The organism is Thalassospira lucentensis, from assembly GCF_050516545.1.
Taxonomy (GTDB): Bacteria; Pseudomonadota; Alphaproteobacteria; order Rhodospirillales; family Thalassospiraceae; genus Thalassospira; species Thalassospira lucentensis_C.
Window position 1 is genome coordinate 1027664 of sequence record NZ_CP191544.1, and the last position, 17075, is coordinate 1044738.

At 52.9% G+C, this 17075-nt stretch carries 14 protein-coding genes and 2 tRNA genes; 6 read left to right on the plus strand and 10 right to left on the minus strand.

The features are described 5' to 3' along the window. Position 1: 1 nt before the first annotated feature. Both dgcA and ACQ0MK_RS04715 read left to right on the plus strand, forming a co-directional pair. The gene (gene dgcA / locus ACQ0MK_RS04710) at positions 2 to 982 is read left to right on the plus strand and encodes an N-acetyl-D-Glu racemase DgcA (RefSeq protein ID WP_430475033.1); all 981 of its coding nucleotides are present in this window, start codon (positions 2 to 4) and stop codon (positions 980 to 982) included. 462 nt (positions 983 to 1444) lie between these two features. Then, a complete protein-coding gene (locus tag ACQ0MK_RS04715) occupies positions 1445 to 2554 on the plus strand; it encodes a diguanylate cyclase (RefSeq protein WP_430475034.1) in 1110 nt (369 codons plus the stop codon). Positions 2555 to 3280: 726 nt separating this feature from the next. On the opposite strand, the gene ACQ0MK_RS04720 is transcribed toward ACQ0MK_RS04715, so the two are convergent. The 3 genes from ACQ0MK_RS04720 to ACQ0MK_RS04730 all read right to left on the minus strand — a co-directional run bounded on the left by ACQ0MK_RS04720 (position 3281) and on the right by ACQ0MK_RS04730 (position 5239). Next, positions 3281 to 3649, minus strand: a complete 369-nt coding sequence (locus tag ACQ0MK_RS04720) for a hypothetical protein (protein ID WP_430475035.1) — start codon at positions 3647 to 3649, stop codon at positions 3281 to 3283. Between the two features lie 139 nt (positions 3650 to 3788). Beyond that, positions 3789 to 4373 carry a GNAT family N-acetyltransferase gene (locus ACQ0MK_RS04725; protein ID WP_350043457.1) on the minus strand — a complete coding sequence of 195 codons (585 nt, stop codon included), beginning with the start codon at positions 4371 to 4373 and terminating at the stop codon, positions 3789 to 3791. Next, positions 4370 to 5239, minus strand: coding sequence for an N-formylglutamate amidohydrolase (locus ACQ0MK_RS04730; RefSeq protein ID WP_430475036.1), 870 nt, complete (start codon positions 5237 to 5239; stop codon positions 4370 to 4372). Before ACQ0MK_RS04730 ends, ACQ0MK_RS04725 begins: the two co-directional genes overlap by 4 nt. A gap of 259 nt (positions 5240 to 5498) precedes the next feature. Here ACQ0MK_RS04730 and ACQ0MK_RS04735 point away from each other — a divergent pair. Beyond that, a tRNA-Val gene (locus ACQ0MK_RS04735) sits at positions 5499 to 5575 on the plus strand. Positions 5576 to 5591: 16 nt separating this feature from the next. Further along, positions 5592 to 5668 (plus strand) — tRNA-Val (locus tag ACQ0MK_RS04740). 64 nt (positions 5669 to 5732) lie between these two features. Here ACQ0MK_RS04740 and ACQ0MK_RS04745 read toward each other — a convergent pair. The 7 genes from ACQ0MK_RS04745 to ACQ0MK_RS04775 form a co-directional block, all read right to left on the minus strand. Further along, positions 5733 to 6863 (minus strand): ABC transporter permease, encoded by a 1131-nt coding sequence (locus tag ACQ0MK_RS04745; protein ID WP_430475037.1) that lies wholly within the window; start codon positions 6861 to 6863, stop codon positions 5733 to 5735. 1 nt (position 6864) lies between these two features. After that, positions 6865 to 9627 (minus strand): ribosome-associated ATPase/putative transporter RbbA, encoded by a 2763-nt coding sequence (rbbA, locus tag ACQ0MK_RS04750; RefSeq protein WP_430475038.1) that lies wholly within the window; start codon positions 9625 to 9627, stop codon positions 6865 to 6867. Beyond that, positions 9624 to 10619 (minus strand): HlyD family secretion protein, encoded by a 996-nt coding sequence (locus tag ACQ0MK_RS04755; protein ID WP_430475039.1) that lies wholly within the window; start codon positions 10617 to 10619, stop codon positions 9624 to 9626. Before ACQ0MK_RS04755 ends, rbbA begins: the two co-directional genes overlap by 4 nt. Before the next feature lie 153 nt (positions 10620 to 10772). Continuing rightward, positions 10773 to 11081, minus strand: a complete 309-nt coding sequence (locus ACQ0MK_RS04760; protein ID WP_430475040.1) for a Dabb family protein — start codon at positions 11079 to 11081, stop codon at positions 10773 to 10775. A 50-nt stretch (positions 11082 to 11131) separates the two neighbouring features. Beyond that, the gene (locus ACQ0MK_RS04765) at positions 11132 to 11947 is read right to left on the minus strand and encodes a hypothetical protein (protein ID WP_430475041.1); all 816 of its coding nucleotides are present in this window, start codon (positions 11945 to 11947) and stop codon (positions 11132 to 11134) included. After that, positions 11917 to 12390 carry a cache domain-containing protein gene (locus tag ACQ0MK_RS04770; protein ID WP_430475042.1) on the minus strand — a complete coding sequence of 158 codons (474 nt, stop codon included), beginning with the start codon at positions 12388 to 12390 and terminating at the stop codon, positions 11917 to 11919. Before ACQ0MK_RS04770 ends, ACQ0MK_RS04765 begins: the two co-directional genes overlap by 31 nt. Before the next feature lie 263 nt (positions 12391 to 12653). Continuing rightward, positions 12654 to 13901, minus strand: a complete 1248-nt coding sequence (locus ACQ0MK_RS04775; protein WP_430475043.1) for a hypothetical protein — start codon at positions 13899 to 13901, stop codon at positions 12654 to 12656. Between the two features lie 426 nt (positions 13902 to 14327). On the opposite strand from ACQ0MK_RS04775, the gene ACQ0MK_RS04780 reads away from it, so the two are divergent. Together ACQ0MK_RS04780 and ACQ0MK_RS04785 are read left to right on the plus strand one after the other, a co-directional pair. Continuing rightward, the gene (locus ACQ0MK_RS04780; RefSeq protein WP_430475044.1) at positions 14328 to 15893 is read left to right on the plus strand and encodes an N-6 DNA methylase; all 1566 of its coding nucleotides are present in this window, start codon (positions 14328 to 14330) and stop codon (positions 15891 to 15893) included. Next, positions 15890 to 17074, plus strand: coding sequence for a restriction endonuclease subunit S (locus ACQ0MK_RS04785; RefSeq protein ID WP_430475045.1), 1185 nt, complete (start codon positions 15890 to 15892; stop codon positions 17072 to 17074). The genes ACQ0MK_RS04780 and ACQ0MK_RS04785 overlap by 4 nt, the downstream gene beginning before the upstream one ends. Position 17075: the final 1 nt, after the last annotated feature.

Here is a 17075-nt window from a genome sequence, read left to right on the forward strand (position 1 = left end):
GTTGCCCAAACTCAATGTGATTTCCGAGGTTTTCCCCTTAGCGCAGGTTTTTAAAATCTCGCGCGGGGCACGGACCGAGGCACATGTGGTCAAGGTGACGCTGTCTGATGGCGAATTTACCGGCTATGGGGAATGCGTTCCCTATGCCCGGTACGGTGAAACCGTCGATGGTGTGATTGCCGACATCAATGCGCAGGCAGACGCGCTTGATCACGGCATGACGCGCAAGGAACTTCAGGATGCCATGAAAGCAGGGGCAGCTCGCAACGCTGTTGACTGTGCATATTGGGATCTGGAAGCCAAGCGCACCGGCCGTCGTGTTTGGGAAATGATCGGGCATAAGGCACCAGAAGGTTTGGTCACAGCCGAAACGCTCAGCATCGATACGCCGGACAAAATGCGTGAAGCTGCACGCAAAATTGCCCATGCGCCGTTGCTCAAGGTCAAACTGAACGGCGAAAACGTTCTCGAATCGGTTCGTGCCGTACGCGAAGGTTCGCCCAAGGCCCGCATCATTGTTGATGCCAACGAAGCCTGGTCGCTTGATCTGCTTGAAGATATCGGGGCCGAACTTGACGCGCTTGGCGTTGAAATGATCGAACAGCCGCTGCCGGCCGGGCAGGATGACGGTTTGATCAATATCGACTGCCCGGTTTTGCTGTGTGCGGACGAATCTGTTCATACGATTGCCGACATTCCGCGTCTGGCCAATCTGTATGACATGATCAATATCAAGCTGGATAAGACCGGTGGTCTGACAGGCGCGCTTGAGCTTGCAGAAGCAGCCTCCAAGGCCGGTATGCAGATTATGACCGGCTGCATGGTGGGAACGTCGCTTGCGATGGCACCGGCCATGATTACCGGTGCCATGTCACGCATTGTCGATCTGGATGGTCCGATCTGGATGGCCAAGGACCGTGAACATGGGCTGAGCTTTGAACACGGTGTCATGGGCTTGCCCGATCGTGAACTTTGGGGCTGACCCCGGCTTTTGAAATCTCACAGGCCGTCCGTGTGTCGACCTGAAATGCATGAACGCCGCGTTGATTTTTCGACGCGGCGTTTTCATTTTTAACCACGGGGCGGGACGAAGTCCTCAACTGGTTTCCGGAATGCAAAAAAGTTTAACTTTTTTAACGCCGGTCAAAATCTATCAAATTGTTAATTTTGTGTTTATTTATCAATGGATTGGTGTGGTAGGGCGGGGTGAAAATGCCCCAAAGCGGCAGTTCCTTTGGCGTTCCCACCTCTAATGGATAGTTGTATCTTTGGTTAAATAAGGGAACGATAATACCCAAGTCCCGGGGCTGATAGGCTCCTGAAAAGATTGAAGTTGGAGCTGTTCTGCGTGCTATCTGGCCCTTTCAGAGATAGTAAGCGCATCGCTGGACCTTTGCGATGTTGCTATCGAGACTTCCTTTACACGCCAAGGCATGCGGAATTGATGCATCTTCGGCGTAAGGAGTCGATTCAGCTTTCCGCGCGTTTTGCAGCTTTGTTCGTTCTGATCTTGCTGGCGATTACCCCGTTCTGGGATGGTGTAATCGCCGCTGATATGATGTCCTCGCAGACCTTCGTGATGCGTGCGCTGGTCGCCGCAGTCGCGGTGGTTGTCATTACCAACCGGGCAGTCAGTGCGCGGTGGCGCCGTCATTTCCCCTATCTCCCGATGTTGATGCTGATCGTTGCGGCATGTTTGCTCTGTGTCTTTGGCGGCAATGATCCGCTGGCGACGGAGAAAATGCATTCCACGCATAGCTTCCTGATGTTGGGGATTGTGGTCATGATCGCGATCATGCCCGTAACATTGGTCGAGGCCGGGATACTCTCGCTGCCGATCCTTGCGCTTGTGATTGTTGGCGGGCAGGGCGGCTTGGCAACCGGCATGATCCCGCTTGAAATGCTGTTGGCTGTTTTGGTGCCGCTTGCGGTATTTTCCGCCCTTGTTCAGCTTTATCGGACTATTACAGCCGCGCATGAAGTAGCAATTGATCCGCTCACCGGGTGCTATACCCGCGCGTTTGGCATGGAAATGATCAAGGTGACCTTTGACAGTGCCGTGCGCAAAAAAGCACCTTTTACGGTCGCCTTCATTGATCTTGATGATTTCAAGCAGATCAATGATCGCTATGGTCATGATTATGGCGATCGCATATTGGGCGAAGTCGGCGACAGTCTGATGAACAGGTTTCGTCGCTCGGACCTTGTTGTCCGTTGGGGTGGGGAAGAATTCCTGATCCTGCTGCCTGAACTTGATATGTATAGGGCGCAAGAAGTTCTTGAACGTGTCATGGCGTCGGGCTTGGCCAAACTTGAAAGCGGGCAGGTGCAAAAGGCAAGTGTCGGCTTGTCCGAACGTCTGGAAGACGCCATTGCCTTGCCACAGAACCTGATCGAACTTGCCGACCGTCGCATGTATGACGCCAAAAAACGCCGGGATCATGATGACATGATTGCCGATGGCCTCTCGGGCCGCCATGCCCCGGCAAAGCGACGCAAGGCATCTACACCCTGCGGTGCGAAGGTCCAGTCCGCAGATCAGTCCGCGAATTAGGGGCTGCCTCTAAGCACCGATCTGTTCGGTTTCAGCCGATCCCCCGAATTGTTGATATTTTGCCGCGCGACAAATCATCGCTCTGTATATGTGCGATGCGTTGCTGTGCTGTGTGTGGTGGTCTGTCGTGTTTGCCTGATCCGGCGGTCGCTTGTTCGGCAACGGCTGACGGCTTGGGTGACGGCACGAACGACGGACATTGGGGGTAATGGGCTGGTGGGACGCGCATTGCTGCTCAAATCTCGCGACTCTGATGGTCCTGAGGGGCCAAAAGACAGAATCGGAGGGTACAAATGCGGCTTTCCTGACCGCATTCTGTTCGATTCTCTCCGTCCTTTCGAACATTTCCTTTTCTTCGGTGGTCAAAAAATAACCGCTATCTGAGAAAATTGAAGGCGTTTCAGGGGCATTTCGATGAAATTATGATTAAAAAACACGCATTAATATTTTTGATAAAAAAACAGTCAAAAAGCTATTGCGTCCCCGTCATCAAATGGGTAATGTTCATTTGTGCGCTGCGGTAGGACGCAGTGCATTCCGGCGAGCGACTAGTCGCTCGTTTCTTGGACGTTTCCTCCCTAGACTTGGGCCGCTGTTACAGGCGGCCTTTTTTTTGCCCAAATTCAAGGAATTAGGTTGTTCGGTGTGCAGGAAACCAACCAATTGGTTGATTGGCCTCGTTGAATGTAGCAATTTGTGCGGTGCGGGGTGAAAGCCGAAAACAGATCAATCACAACTCTCTTTCAAATCAGCAAGCCGGTCTTTTCTATCAGGGCGCGACAGGGTCGGGCTTTTAAGTTCTTCGATGATTTGGCGCACTTGGTGGCGAAGGGGCACTTCGCTTGGGGGATGGTGGTTCTCTGATGCACTTTCGAGTGCACGGGCAATGCGGGTACTCGCGTTGTCTTGCGCCGTCGCATCTTGTGGTGACCATGTGTAAAAGGCGGCGCAGTTCACATCATCCTGCCAGTCCCAGCTATTGAGCACGAGATCGTAATAGGCAATGCCGGCGGCGATAATAAGAAGAAATGCCCAAGGTTTGCCGTACCCAAACTGACGCGGGGCACCGGGTAGGTGTTGCTGATCAACTTGCATAAATCCGTATTTCTGATGATTTCTGTAAGCGCAGTCTATCATCAGGGCATGTGATAACTGCAAGTCGCCAAAAAAAGGGCGCTTTCACAGAATGTACTGCGAAAGCGCCTTATCTTGATTGGTCTGATCTGTCGCGGGTCTATTTCTCGCGCGTTGGATCGCCGTCCGGGGAATTGCCATCGCCATCGCCAAGTCCGCGCTGCATGATCACGCTATCGACCCAGCGGCCCAGTTTAAAGCCTGCGGACTGCAATGTTCCGGCAACCCGGAAACCAAGGCGCGCATGAAGCCCGATCGAGGCCACATTGGCCGAATCCCCGATCACCGCAACCATCTGGCGATAACCAAGGGCGGTACAGCGTTTGATCAGCTCGGACAACAGCGCACGGCCAGCGCCTTTGCCGACAACATCGGGCGCGATATAGATCGTGTCTTCGACGGTAAAGCGATAAGCCGGGCGGGTACGATAGGCCCCGGCATAGGCGAAACCTTCGACCCGGCCGTCAATTTCCGCCACCAGATAGGGCAATCCGCGTTCGCGCACATGTTGCCAGCGCGTGGTCAGTTCGGCGATTTCAGGGGCACGTTCTTCAAAAGATGCCAGGCCATGCAAAACATGGTGGCCATAAATTTCTGTGACCCGTTCGAAATCTTCGGGTTCGGCATCGCGAATGACAAGATTGACAAGCGCAAGATTCGCATCGGTATCGGTCGCGGTGGTCATGAGAACGGGTTCCCGTCGAGATCATGGAAGGACGCAATCAGATTGGTCATCTGATCGCGCAGGACATCAAATCCGCGATGCGGCGTGATCGTGGTTTCATCCATATACAGGGATCGAGAAAGTTCGATCTGAAGGCTGTGCACATGTTCTTGCGGGCGACCGTAATGGCGTGTGCAATACCCCCCGGCATATGGATCATTGTGCGCCGGATGAAAACCCAGATCGCGAACACGTTCATCCACAAACCGCGTCAATGACGGGTGGCAGGAACTTCCATAGCAATCGCCAAGCACCAGATCAACGCGGTTTTTCGTGCTGTCGACCGAATCACCGGGCATGGAATGGCAATCAATCAGAATGCAGTAGCCAAATTCGGCCCGTGTTTTATCAATCAGTTTCTGCAAGGCGCTGTGATAGGGCCGGTAAAAGGCCGCGATCCGCTCGAACGCTTCTTCGACGGGCAGGCGGGTTTTATAAATCTCGACCCCGCCACTTACCACGCGCGGGATGGAGCCAAGCCCCGAAAGCGCGCGCATGGAATTCACCTCGGCATTGCTGGGAAGGTCGCCGACAAACATGCGCGGATCAAGCTCGAACGCTGCCCGGTTCACATCAACATAGGCGCGCGGGAAGGTCGCACATAAAAGCGGCGCGCCCAGTTTCGGTGCAGCGGTAAACAATTGATCAACAAAGGCATCTTCGGATGCGCGTAGCTCAAACGATCCGATGCGCGCACTTTCAATCAGGTCTTGCGGGTATTGCCGCCCTGAATGCGGGGATGCAAACACCACGGGCAATGTTTGCCGCGCTGGCAGGATAACGGTGGCAGGCCCGCTAGAGGCGATTTCCGAAGGCAACTGGTTCATTGTCTTGGTAACGTCCATCCCTGTTGACGGTGTCTTTGATTATCCCGCGATCTTTCAAAAGCATATCACGTCAAATTCGATGCCGCATGCTCTTCTAGCATATGGGAATTGAAGCAGAATTGATGAAGATTTTTTGTCAAAAAACCATTTCTGGGGTTGCGCCTTTGTCTGCCTTGGGCTAAATACCGCCTCGCCGACGCAAACGGCACGGACCAATCCTTCTACCCGGAAGAGGCGGTCTTTTGAAAGATGGATTTGCGGGCCTATAGCTCAGTTGGTTAGAGCGTTCGCTTGACATGCGAGAGGTCACAAGTTCGAGTCTTGTTAGGCCCACCATCTTTCCCACACATAGGGGCCTATAGCTCAGTTGGTTAGAGCGTTCGCTTGACATGCGAGAGGTCACAAGTTCGAGTCTTGTTAGGCCCACCATTCCCGCCCCGCCGGTTCACCGCGCGGGGTTTTGTGTGTCTGGATTATGTTCAGCTTCGGCGTTTTAACGCATTCCCGAAATGCTTTTGCGGAACCGTACGGCGGCGAAAACAAAGAATGCCGATGCAATGGCAAACACCAGCACGAATTTCGGCCAGACGATGTCAAATCCCGCCCCGCGATACAAAATCGCCTGTGCATAGGATATGAAATGCACCGAAGGCGAAAGCTGCATGATGTTTTGCAAAAGTTCGGGTTGGCTTTCCACCGGTGTTTCCCCGCCCGATAACAACATCAATGGCAAGGCCACCAGCATGAACAAAAGCCCAAATTGCGGCATGGACCGCGCCAGTGTTGCCAGAAAAATGCCAAGCCCGGTCGAAAAGAACAGATAAAGGGCCGTGCCAAACAAAAACAGGGTCTTGGACCCGGCAAGGGGCACATCAAGCATCATTTCGACCACCAGCACCAACGACAAGCCGACCGATGCAAGGATCACAAGGCCATTGGCCCAGACCTTGGCCATCATGATTTCAATCGGGGTGAGGGGCATCACCAAAAGATGCTCGATCGTGCCATGCTCGCGTTCGCGGATCAAAGCCGCCCCGGTCAAAACAATCGACAGCATGGTGATGTTGTTGATGATTTCCATGACACTTGTGAACCAGGAACTGGTCACATTGGGATTAAAGGCATAGCGGATTTGCAGATTGATCGTATCAACGCTTTTAACCGGGACGTCGTCATTGATGTATTTGACGACCTCTTCGGAAATGATGCTGCTGATATAGGTTGCACCAATACCGGCCTGCATCATTGCCGTGGCATCAATGTTAACCTGAATATCGGGCTGGTTGCCGGCAATCACATCAGCCTCAAACCGCGGTGGGATCACCACGACAAAGGTGAAAAGCCCGGTATCCATCGTATGGTCAATATCGTTAAAATCAATCTGAACCGGTTTATGAAAATAGGGGGGCACAAACGCATCACCAATCCGGGCCGAAAGTTGTGAATTATCTTCATCAACAATCGCAATCGCCGCATTGTTCAAATCGTGGCTCATGCCGGTTGCCGCAGTATAGATTGAGGCGGTAAACGCCCAAATGATCAAAGCCATCAGCACCGGATCATGCCGCAGGCTGAACAGTTCTTTGACGCCAAGCCGATAGATATTTTCAAGCCGTTCAAACATCTCAGCGATCCTGTTTTTTCAAAAACATGACACTGGCTCCGGTAAAGACAACAATGGTCAGCGATAAAATCAGATATTCCGGTATCAAGGCCGAAAACCCGAGTGCCTTGGTAATCACGCCAACCGCAATGGTGATGAATTGACCCGTCGGGAAAACCGCCCCAATCACCGCAGCCCCGCCTTCAAGGGATGCCACGGGTTGCATCATCCCCGAAAACAGGACAGATGGCACCATGGTGCCAATCGCCGTGCCAAACAGGGCGGCAATCTGTGTTGAAACAAACGATGAAATCAACAAACCAAACCCGGTTGTCGTGATGACATATAAAAACGCGCCAAACGCTAAGGCGGCAAAATTGCCCTTGATCGGGATGCCAAATACCGTCAGGGCAAGGATGACCAGACAAACAAAATTGACCATCGCCAGCACGACATAAGGCAATTGCTTGCCCAACAGGAATTCAAGCCGATTAACCGGGGTTACATGCAAATTGGTGATCGATCCCAATTCCTTTTCGCGCACAACCCCAAGGGCGACCAAAACAGCCGGGATAAAGATCAACATCAAAGCCATCACCGATGGGACCATGGCAAAAACGCTTTTGAAATCCTGATTATAGCGATACCGCGTTTCAATATTCACCGGAAGTGTCGCTGGCACCGATCCAAGATTGCGGCGGGCAAGATCGGCTAAATAGGATTGTCCGATGCCTTGGACATACCCATGAATGGTTTCGGCGCGAAATGGCATGGATGCATCAACCCAGGCGGCAATTTCCGGGCTGCGTTCTTGCAAAAGTTCCCGCCCGAACCCCGACGGAATTTCAAGCGCAAGGGTGATGTCGCCGCTTTCCAGTCGCCGTTCCATATCGGCAATGCTGGTGATTGCGGGCTGTTCTTCGAAATAACGTGACCCGGATAAACCTTCTAAAAAGGTGCGGCTTTGCGGTGTTTGATCGCGGTCAAAGCTGGCATATTTCAAATCTTCGACATCGAATGTAATGCCAAAACCAAATACCAGCATCAGCAACGCCGTACCCAAAAGGGCAAAGGTCAAGCGCACCGGATCACGGATCAATTCCATGGTTTCGCGCAGTGAATAGGCATATGCACGGCGGGTGCTAAACGCGCGGTGGCGTCCGCTATGGTTGGTTTCGGTGACAAGGCCGCTTTGGGTTTTGTTATCTGCATCTGTATCGCCGCTGCTTTGCGCATCCGCATCGGCATCCGTATGGGCCTGTTCCAAACAGGTGATAAACGCCTGTTCAAGCGTTTCTGCATCATGTTGGATCACAAGGGCATCGGGGGTGTCGCTTGCCAGGACGCGGCCCGCATGCATAAGTGAAATTCGATCGCACCGTGCCGCTTCATTCATGAAATGGGTCGATATAAAAATCGTCACCCCGTCATTGCGCGACAGATCAATCAACAATTCCCAAAACCGGTCCCGTGCCACCGGATCAACACCCGATGTCGGTTCATCCAAAATCAGCATTTCCGGCCGATGAATGATCGCAACCGCAAGCGATAAGCGCTGCCGTACGCCAAGTGGTAGGTCGCGGGTTGAATGATCTGCAACGTGATCAAGCCCGAATTTATCAAGTAGTTCGCTTATCCGTCCGGCGATTGTCGGGCGGGGCAGGTGAAACAGGCGCGCATGCAGATCAAGGTTTTGCCGCACGGTCAATTCGGTATAAAGCGAAAAGGCCTGTGACATATAGCCAACCCGCTTGCGCATCGAAAGGCCGCTGGTTTCTGCAGCTTGGCCAAACAGCCATGCCTGCCCCTCGGTCGCGGGCAAAAGCCCGGTGAGCATCTTCATGGTTGTTGTCTTGCCACACCCATTTGATCCCAAAAAACCGAAAATCTCGCCCTTATGGATTTCAAAGCTGACATGATCGACAGCGGTAAAATCACCAAATCTTTGCGTCAGGTTTTTGGCAACAATCGCCGGTTCAGTACCATCTTTGACAAGCGGCGGGATATCAATCGCATGATGGCCGCGTTTCATATCTTCGGGCAGCAAATTGACGAACGCTTCTTCAAGTGATTTTGCCCCGGCATTTTGGCGCACATCAGAAGGCGTACCCGATGCCAGTATTTTACCGGCATTGACCATAACAAGTTGGTCAAATCCTTCGGCCTCGTCCATATAGGCGGTGGCAACAATCACGGTCATGCCGGGGCGTTCTGCCCGGATATTATCGATTAATTGCCAAAATTGCCGCCGTGATAATGGATCAACCCCGGTTGTGGGTTCATCCAAAATCAAAAGATCAGGGTCATGAATAAGCGCACAGCACAGGCCAAGCTTTTGCTTCATCCCGCCCGAAAGTTTACCCGCCGGACGATCAACAAACGGCGCAAGCCCGGTTGCCTTAACCAGCCGATCAATCCGCGCCCGGCGTTCGCGTGCGGGCTGTCCAAACAGACGGCCAAAAAAATGCAGATTTTCGGCAATCGTCAAATCCATATACAGGTTCTTGCCAAGCCCCTGTGGCATATAGGCGATGCGCGGCGAAACCCGGTTGCGGTGGGCATCGCTTTGCATATCACCGCCAAGGGTTTCAACCGTGCCTGTCTGAATTTTCCGCGCACCGGCAATCAGGCCAAGCAAGGTCGATTTACCGACCCCGTCGGGGCCAATAAAGGCCATGCTGCGTCCGGCTTCGATATTCAAATCAACCGTGGCAAAGGCAACGGTCTGCCCATAACGATGCGATACCCCGTTCAGCCGGACGGCAAAATCGGGCTTATGGCTCATTTTGAATCCTCCGGCGGCAATGCCACCGTCAAGCTTTCAGGCCATTGCGTCGCGTTGCCCTGCATGACATAGGCAACACCGGGAAGGCCGGTTTTGACCTTTTCGATATGCTGGGTCAAAATCTTATGGTCGATGCGGATTTTGGTCCGGAACATAAGCTTTTCGCGCTCGCTTTTTGTCTCGACTTCGCGCGGGGTGAATTGCGCATCGGCCGATACAAACGATACATTCGCCGGAATGACAAATTCCGGTGCCGCGTCCAGAACAATGCGCGCTTCATTGCCAACAAAGGTCGCCCCTGCGGCATCGGTCGGCAGGAAGATCGTCATATAAACATCGGTTAGGTCAATCAGCGTCACCACCCGACCGCCACTTGCCAAAACTTCCCCCGGTTCGGCAAGGCGATATTGCACCCGGCCACTCCGCGGCGCGCTAAGGGCGGAATCATCAATCTGAACTTGCAGGCGCGCGACCTCGGCATCGGCGGCTTCAACCCCGCGTTCGGCGGCAGTTAATCCGGCCTGTGATGCGCTTAAGGCGGCCTCGGCAATGTCGCGCTCGGACCGTCGCTGATCAACGGCCTCGCGCGAGATGTTGTTGTTTTTCACCAGTGTATTGGCGCGTTCAAGCTGCCTTTGGGCGAATTTTAACTGGCTTTCACGCTGAACGATTTCGGCATTGGCTTGGGCGACCTTTTGTCGGGCTTGGGCAACATCAGCACGTGCTTTGGCCTGTGTTGCGTCAAGTTCGGCGGTGTCCATGCGGGCTAAAACCTGCCCCTTGCTGACAAAGTCACCTTCTTCGACATCAACCTGCGAAACCCGCCCGGCATATTTGGTCGCCACATGAATTTCCTCGGCTTCAAGCCGCCCGTTGCCCGATGCAATATAGTCGGGAAGGGGGTTTTGACTTTGCTGCCAGTAATAATAACCGCCCCCGGCAATGGCCAAAGCCGCCACAAGGATCACCAACGGCGTGCGCAGATTGGTCATGTTCTTCTCCCAAAGACGATAACGTGTCGCCATGGTGACCGAGATTCATTTGAATGTCGCGGTGCATCGCAGCAAAACTTGGAATGATCCTATTTCGTCGGGGGAGCGCATTCTTTGATCTCGCGCAAAGTGCAAAGCGCGTTGCGATGAAATTCAAATTTCCAAATCAAACACGATCAGTCCTGAAATTTCGCCATCTGCAAGTCCGACAAGTTTTGCGCCCAGTTCTTTATGGGTTGGATGCACCAAATAGGCATCGCGCGCAGCTTCATCGTCAAAATCAATGCAGAACCCATGGCGAAAACCCTGTTCAAGGTTTTCCGGGCTTACCGAAATTCCGCCATCAAACCCGCGCATGCCGGGGATGAGCGGATTTAGGCCGGCCAGCGCATCAAACAGATCGTCAATCACGTTTTGTGTGACGCTGGTGCGGAATTTGACCAAGACGATATGACGGATCATCGGTCGTCCTTTTCTCGTGAATATGCCATTTGATAATCCTAGGCAGAAGTCTAAGGCAGAAGCGCGTTTAAGCCATCGATAATCGATTTTGCCTGACCAACCTCTCGATGGATCATAAGATAAAGTTCTCGTTTGCCGATATAGCTCATCCTCAGCAACTGCTTATCAAGGGCATCGGCTGCGGACTTTTCAAACAACGCCTTATAGCCCAGCACTGCATCAACGCGTCCTGCTTGTAAAAAACGTGTTAGATTTGCTGTCGCTGGCAGCGTCGTGTAGGGAATTCCGCGACCTGAAAGTTCGAACCCCAGACTATCACCAAGCAGGATTGCGACACGTAGTTCTGCAAGGTCTTCATATGTGTAGCCTTCCGGTGCAAATTTTTCCGGATTGGTCAGCACATATACATCAATCTCTGCAAAGGGCGCGCTAATGAAATAATCGCGCTTGTACCAGCCGATATTTTGGGTGGATACAAAACCGTCAAGCGCGCCATTCTTGATCTGATTGTCGGCCCGTAACCACGGTAATAGATAAAAACGTATGCAGTAACCTGCCTCTGCCAGAATTGCTTCAAGTCTGGTTTTTTCAATGTCAAAAAGCGAAGCTACGCCAGCCCCTTGACCAAGATCGACGATCTCGGGCAATGCAATGCGAAGGGGGCGGGCGGTCTCATCCGAGCAGGTTGTGTTGTGCGAATTCGACGCGTCTTGGGCTTGTGCCTGCGCCTGCGCGGTTTCAAGACTGCCAAATATGCCTGTCAGGCAACAAAATGCGATACTCAGGATAAATACCAAGCGCCGTATGATACTTGATGCAGCCTTCGGAAAACCGGTTATCTGTAAATGCCAGACGATACCATGCAATGCGCCATCCCATAGGTGTACGCTGTCTTCTCGGCCAAAGATCCGGTCAAAGGGTCTTGAAAAACATAATCTGTCCACGCTTCACCCTGTGTTTTTGTCTTTCCGACAATCTCCCTGCAAGCAAAGAGACCATTCGGGTTTTTTAGATCCCATATATTGCGTCCGACCAAGGCAGGGTTCAGGCCATGTGCAAGAAAGGTGCAATTGTAGTCCTGCACGAATATGTACAGGTCCTTGTTTTGAAAGCCGCCGTCAGGATCGGAAAAATCGCGGAATGCCTGGGACATGCCAACTTCATGGATGTGGGCAACAGCTTTTACGACCAACGCCTTTGCTTCGGCCGGTGTGCCCCGTTGCAGCCGGAGATCGTCGGCAAGTGCCGGACGGATAGCAAAGGCAAAACACATCAAAACCAATGTCGCAGTAAGGCGTGGCAGGTTCATTACGGTCCTCGTTGTGATCCACCGGCTTCAATTTCTATAAATTGTAGGCGCACCAATAAATTCAAGTATAACAAGATAAACTGATGTGCGTTTATTTTTGGGTGGAGTAGCATAGAGGCGGGGTAGAGTAGGGGCAGAAACAAAAAGGGGACTGTTCCCGTTTTTCGGAACTGTCCCCTTTTTTCCGGGAGCCTAAGTAGCGGGAGTAGGTGCTTGCTCGTTCATTCGCCCCCACCTTAATTCGTACGCTGCGGAACGGAATCTCAGCCGTACAGCAGGAAATGGATGCCGTAGTAAAGAACGAAGGCATTGACGAAGGCGAGATAGTAGAGGCCGGTCATGAAATAGGCCTCCATCTGTGGCGACTTTGTGGAGAGCACCAGGATGTAGCGGGCATCGGTCGGGCCGCGAACGATCAGCACGAAGAGGACGGCATTGATCATCAGGTGGCCGATGGCATCGACCAGGCCGAACTCGAAAATGCCGAGGACCAGCAAGGTCTGGAAAGCGAAGGCGATCAAGCGGGTCACCACCGAGGCCGCGCCCAGCAAGGTGAAGATGATCACGAACTCCACGAACCCGGCCAGCACCATGTAGATCTCTGGGTCGATGCCCATCAGAATCCCCGGATGTTTGGCCAAGAGCGGATAGGTCCATTCCGGAAAGGCGAACTTCTCGATCGCGAGCCAGAGGAAATTGATTCCGGTGACAGCGTAAAGGGTTATAAAGCCGGATTTTTTCCAGCCATATGAGGGGCTGGCGGTCGCCATGAAGAAATAGGCGATGGCCGGGAAGATCAGATAGTCGATCAGATGGAAAACGCCGTAATGGTGCAGTGCCAGGACGTAGAGCACCAGGATCCCCGCACCGAGCACCGGTGTGGTCCATCGGCTCAACGCAAAGAGCGCCAGGGCCAGTTGGAACCAGGGCACCCAGACCTCATGGGCGGTCAGCTCCGGCGCAAGGTAGAAGTGGATATCGCCGAATATGGCCATGGCCCATGCAGCGGCAAAGAACAGCCCCGCCGCGCCGCGCATGATCAGGATCGAAAGCCCGTCGAAGACCTCCAGCCGCTGGTGGAACGCGTCCAAGATGCCGCGACGCAGCGCGATGCGGTCGAGCATGAAGAACACGAAGACGAGCGCGACCGAGATCAGGAAGAAAGTTACGAAAGTGGTGCTCAGCACGGCGTCGATTGATTTGGGCTGGGCCGCAACGTTGAAAGGCTCGAACCACTTGATATGCGCCGCTGCGGGCGACGCGATCAACATCGTCGCAAGCAGGACTGCGACGATACGGCTTATCTTCATTGCGCACTTCCCTTCCCCAGCCAATGATCTGGCCGCGTGAAAAATTGAGCCGTCATACGGCGGGGATTGTTTCGGCGGGTCCGGCTCCCGGAAGGAGAGCTGATTCGTGCCGGAAGTCATCTTTGAACCTTGGGTTTCTTGTTTCAGCCGATGATCGAATGCGTCTCGCAGATCAGCCGATTTCGCATCCTTCTCCAGCATGTCCACCCTTGGCCTCCTCAAAACTATCATAGCCTTGATTTTAAAGCAATATCCGGGATCAGGCGTCAAGAATCCTCAGAGTCAGAAGGGGAATCCAGCGAACAAAAGGGACCGCAAACAAAAGGGGACTGTCCCCATTATCCCAATCCCCATTATCCCACATTGCCCCACACCGTCATTTCCGCGCATGCGGGAATCTCGTGCTGTACAACGCAACATCGGGGGCAGGGCGGGACTCCAAAAAATGAAAGGCAGTGCAATAATCAGCGCGGCCTTTCGTTTTCTTGCCACACGTTCAAGCATCACATCATCAGAAAATTGTAAAAAGGGGACATGTAAAAAGGGGACTATCCGCTTTTCGCAGTGCCGGGGCAGAGCTGACAAAACAAGCAAACCCGGACAGGCAGGGCACTTGTAACAGAATGCATGCAAGATCTCTTGTGTCTGTGCCGACCGGGACGTTATAAAAGTCTGCTGCCCGCAGATGGTGTTTGCCCGTGGTGCTACAACCAGAACGAATATGACCAGAAAGTAATCGCCGCCGTGTACGAGAACGCATTTAACAAGATCGAACGAGACCTTCGCGCCGAAGAAGGCATTGCCAACGAACTCGATTACGTCGAACAGACGTCATGGGTGCTGTTCCTGAAATATCTGCATGATCTTGAAAATGAACGTGCCGACCGCGCCGAACTTGATGGCGTGGATTATACGCCGATCATTGGTGGCGACTTCCGTTGGGATAAATGGGCGGCCCCCAAAAAGGATGGCGAATTTGATCATAACGCGGCCCGCATCGGTGATGACCTGATCACGTTTGTCGATCAGGAACTTTTCCCTTATCTGGCGTCCTTCCGCCAATCGGCGACCGGCCCGCAAACGATCAATTATAAAATCGGCGAAGTCTTTACCGAACTGCGCAACAAGTTCCGGTCGGGCTATATCCTGCGCGATGTCCTCGAACAGGTGGACGGCCTGGCCTTTAATACACAGGCCGAACGCCACGAATTGTCGCAGCTTTACGAAACCCGCATCCGTCGCATGGGCAATGCCGGGCGCAATGGCGGTGAATATTACACGCCGCGCCCCCTGATCCGCGCAATGATCAAGGTCATCAATCCGAAAATCGGCGAAACCATCTATGACGGGGCCTGTGGTTCTGCGGGCTTCCTCTGCGAAGCTTACGACCATTTGCGCACCGATAATCTGTCGGCATCTGATTACGAAACCCTGCAAACCAAAACCTTTTACGGTCAGGAAAAAAAGGGGCTGGCCTATATCATCGGCATTATGAATATGGTGCTGCACGGGATCGAAACCCCGAACCTGATCCATACCAACACGCTCAATGAAAACGTGATGGATATTCAGGAAAAGGACAGGCACGACGTCATCCTTGCCAATCCGCCCTTTGGCGGTGGCGAACGGCGTGAAGTACAGCAAAACTTCCCGATCCGCACGGGCGAAACCGCCTATCTGTTCCTGCAACATTTCATCCGCAAGCTCCGTGCCGGTGGGCGGGCTGCTGTGGTGATCAAAAACACGTTTCTGAGCAATACCGATAATGCCTCCGTCGCCCTGCGCAAGGAATTGCTAAATGCCGCCGAACTGCACACCATCCTTGATTGCCCGCAGGGCACTTTTCAGGGGGCCGGGGTCAAGACCGTGGTGCTGTTTTTTGAAAAAGGCGCCCCAACCCGCGATATATGGGTCTACCAGCTTGATCCGGGCCGAAGCCTTGGCAAGACCAATCCGCTGAAGGATGATGATCTGGCGGAATTTGTCGATCTGCAACGCACCCGCCCGAATGGTCCGCAAAGCTGGATCATCAATCGCGCCGATCTTGATGATGACACCTGTGATCTGTCGGTGAAAAACCCCAACGCGCCAGAGGCAGAGGCGCTCCGCAGCCCCGAAGACATTATCGCCGACATGCTGGCCCGCGATGTCGAAACTGCGCAAATCCTCGAAGATATTCGGGGGATGATGTGAAGGCAGGCTGGGAATTGAAACCTGTGGCGGCTTTTGCAAATACCAGCGCCGGAGGTACGCCAAGAAAGAGTAATAGAGCCTTTTACGAAGGTGGTGATATTCCTTGGCTGCTCAGCGGCGAGGTTGCGAACGCAAATATCATCGAAGCTGCAAATTACATTACTGAAGAAGGGTTAAAAGGGTCGTCTGCTAAACTGTTTCCGCCGAATTCGGTGTTAGTCGCGATGTACGGCGCGACTGCTGGAGAGTCAGGGATACTAAGAATTGAAGCGGCAACAAACCAAGCAGTTTGCGCAATCCTTCCTAGTGAGAAATACCTCCCAGAATATCTCTACTATTTTTTGCTGCATGCAAAACCATCGCTTGTCGCCCAAGCAGTGGGGAACGCTCAACCCAATATATCTCAAACAAAAATCAAAGCTTTGGAAGTTCCTCTTGGACCACTCGAAGAACAAAAGCGGATTGTTGCGGTTCTGGACGCGGCCTTCGAGGGGCTGGCCCGCGCCCGCGCCCACGCCGAAACCAACCTCCAAAACGCGCGGGAGTTGTTTGCCAGTGCTTTACAAGCAGCGTTTCAGGATGAAAGCAATTCATGGAATGATGCGTTGTTATGCGATCTTGGCGAGGTCATTACTGGATCTACGCCGAAAACTTCCGACAAAGAAAACCTAGGTAATTACATACCATTTGTAAAACCTGGCGATTTCTTACCAGACGGTTCTCTAGTTTACGATAACCAAGGTTTGAGCGAGCAAGGTGCAGCGGTTTCTCGTGTGCTTCCAGCGGGGTCAACTCTGATGGTTTGTATTGGCGCGACCATCGGCAAGGCGGGTTATTCTGAACGTGCGGTAGCTACGAACCAACAGATCAACGCAGTCGTTCCCAAGAGTGGGATAAGCGGTGAGTATCTTTACTACCAAATGCTTACTCCCGAGTTTCAAGCAAACGTGATGCTTAGAGCGGGGCAGGCAACGTTGCCTATCATCAATAAGGGAAAGTGGAGCAAGCTTAAAGTGCGGATGCCTAGCGATTTATCAAAGCAGTCAGAAATTGTTTGTAAGCTCTCAGAAGTTCGCGCAAAGGTGGATTTCGCATCAGCGCATTATCAGGCTCAAATCTCAGACCTCGACGACCTCCGCCAATCCCTTTTGCAGAAAGCCTTTGCGGGCGAACTGACATGAT

Bases quoted from the DNA above. Each gene is read 5' to 3' on its own strand.
- ACQ0MK_RS04715 (WP_430475034.1), top strand. From the start codon at position 1,445: ATGCATCTTCGGCGTAAGGAGTCGATTCAGCTTTCCGCGCGTTTTGCA.
- ACQ0MK_RS04720 (WP_430475035.1), bottom strand. From the start codon at position 3,649: ATGCAAGTTGATCAGCAACACCTACCCGGTGCCCCGCGTCAGTTTGGG.
- ACQ0MK_RS04725 (WP_350043457.1), bottom strand. From the start codon at position 4,373: ATGACCACCGCGACCGATACCGATGCGAATCTTGCGCTTGTCAATCTT.
- ACQ0MK_RS04730 (WP_430475036.1), bottom strand. From the start codon at position 5,239: ATGAACCAGTTGCCTTCGGAAATCGCCTCTAGCGGGCCTGCCACCGTT.
- ACQ0MK_RS04745 (WP_430475037.1), bottom strand. From the start codon at position 6,863: ATGTTTGAACGGCTTGAAAATATCTATCGGCTTGGCGTCAAAGAACTG.
- rbbA (WP_430475038.1), bottom strand. From the start codon at position 9,627: ATGAGCCATAAGCCCGATTTTGCCGTCCGGCTGAACGGGGTATCGCAT.
- ACQ0MK_RS04755 (WP_430475039.1), bottom strand. From the start codon at position 10,619: ATGACCAATCTGCGCACGCCGTTGGTGATCCTTGTGGCGGCTTTGGCC.
- ACQ0MK_RS04760 (WP_430475040.1), bottom strand. From the start codon at position 11,081: ATGATCCGTCATATCGTCTTGGTCAAATTCCGCACCAGCGTCACACAA.
- ACQ0MK_RS04770 (WP_430475042.1), bottom strand. From the start codon at position 12,390: ATGAACCTGCCACGCCTTACTGCGACATTGGTTTTGATGTGTTTTGCC.
- ACQ0MK_RS04775 (WP_430475043.1), bottom strand. From the start codon at position 13,901: ATGCTGGAGAAGGATGCGAAATCGGCTGATCTGCGAGACGCATTCGAT.
- ACQ0MK_RS04780 (WP_430475044.1), top strand. From the start codon at position 14,328: ATGCAAGATCTCTTGTGTCTGTGCCGACCGGGACGTTATAAAAGTCTG.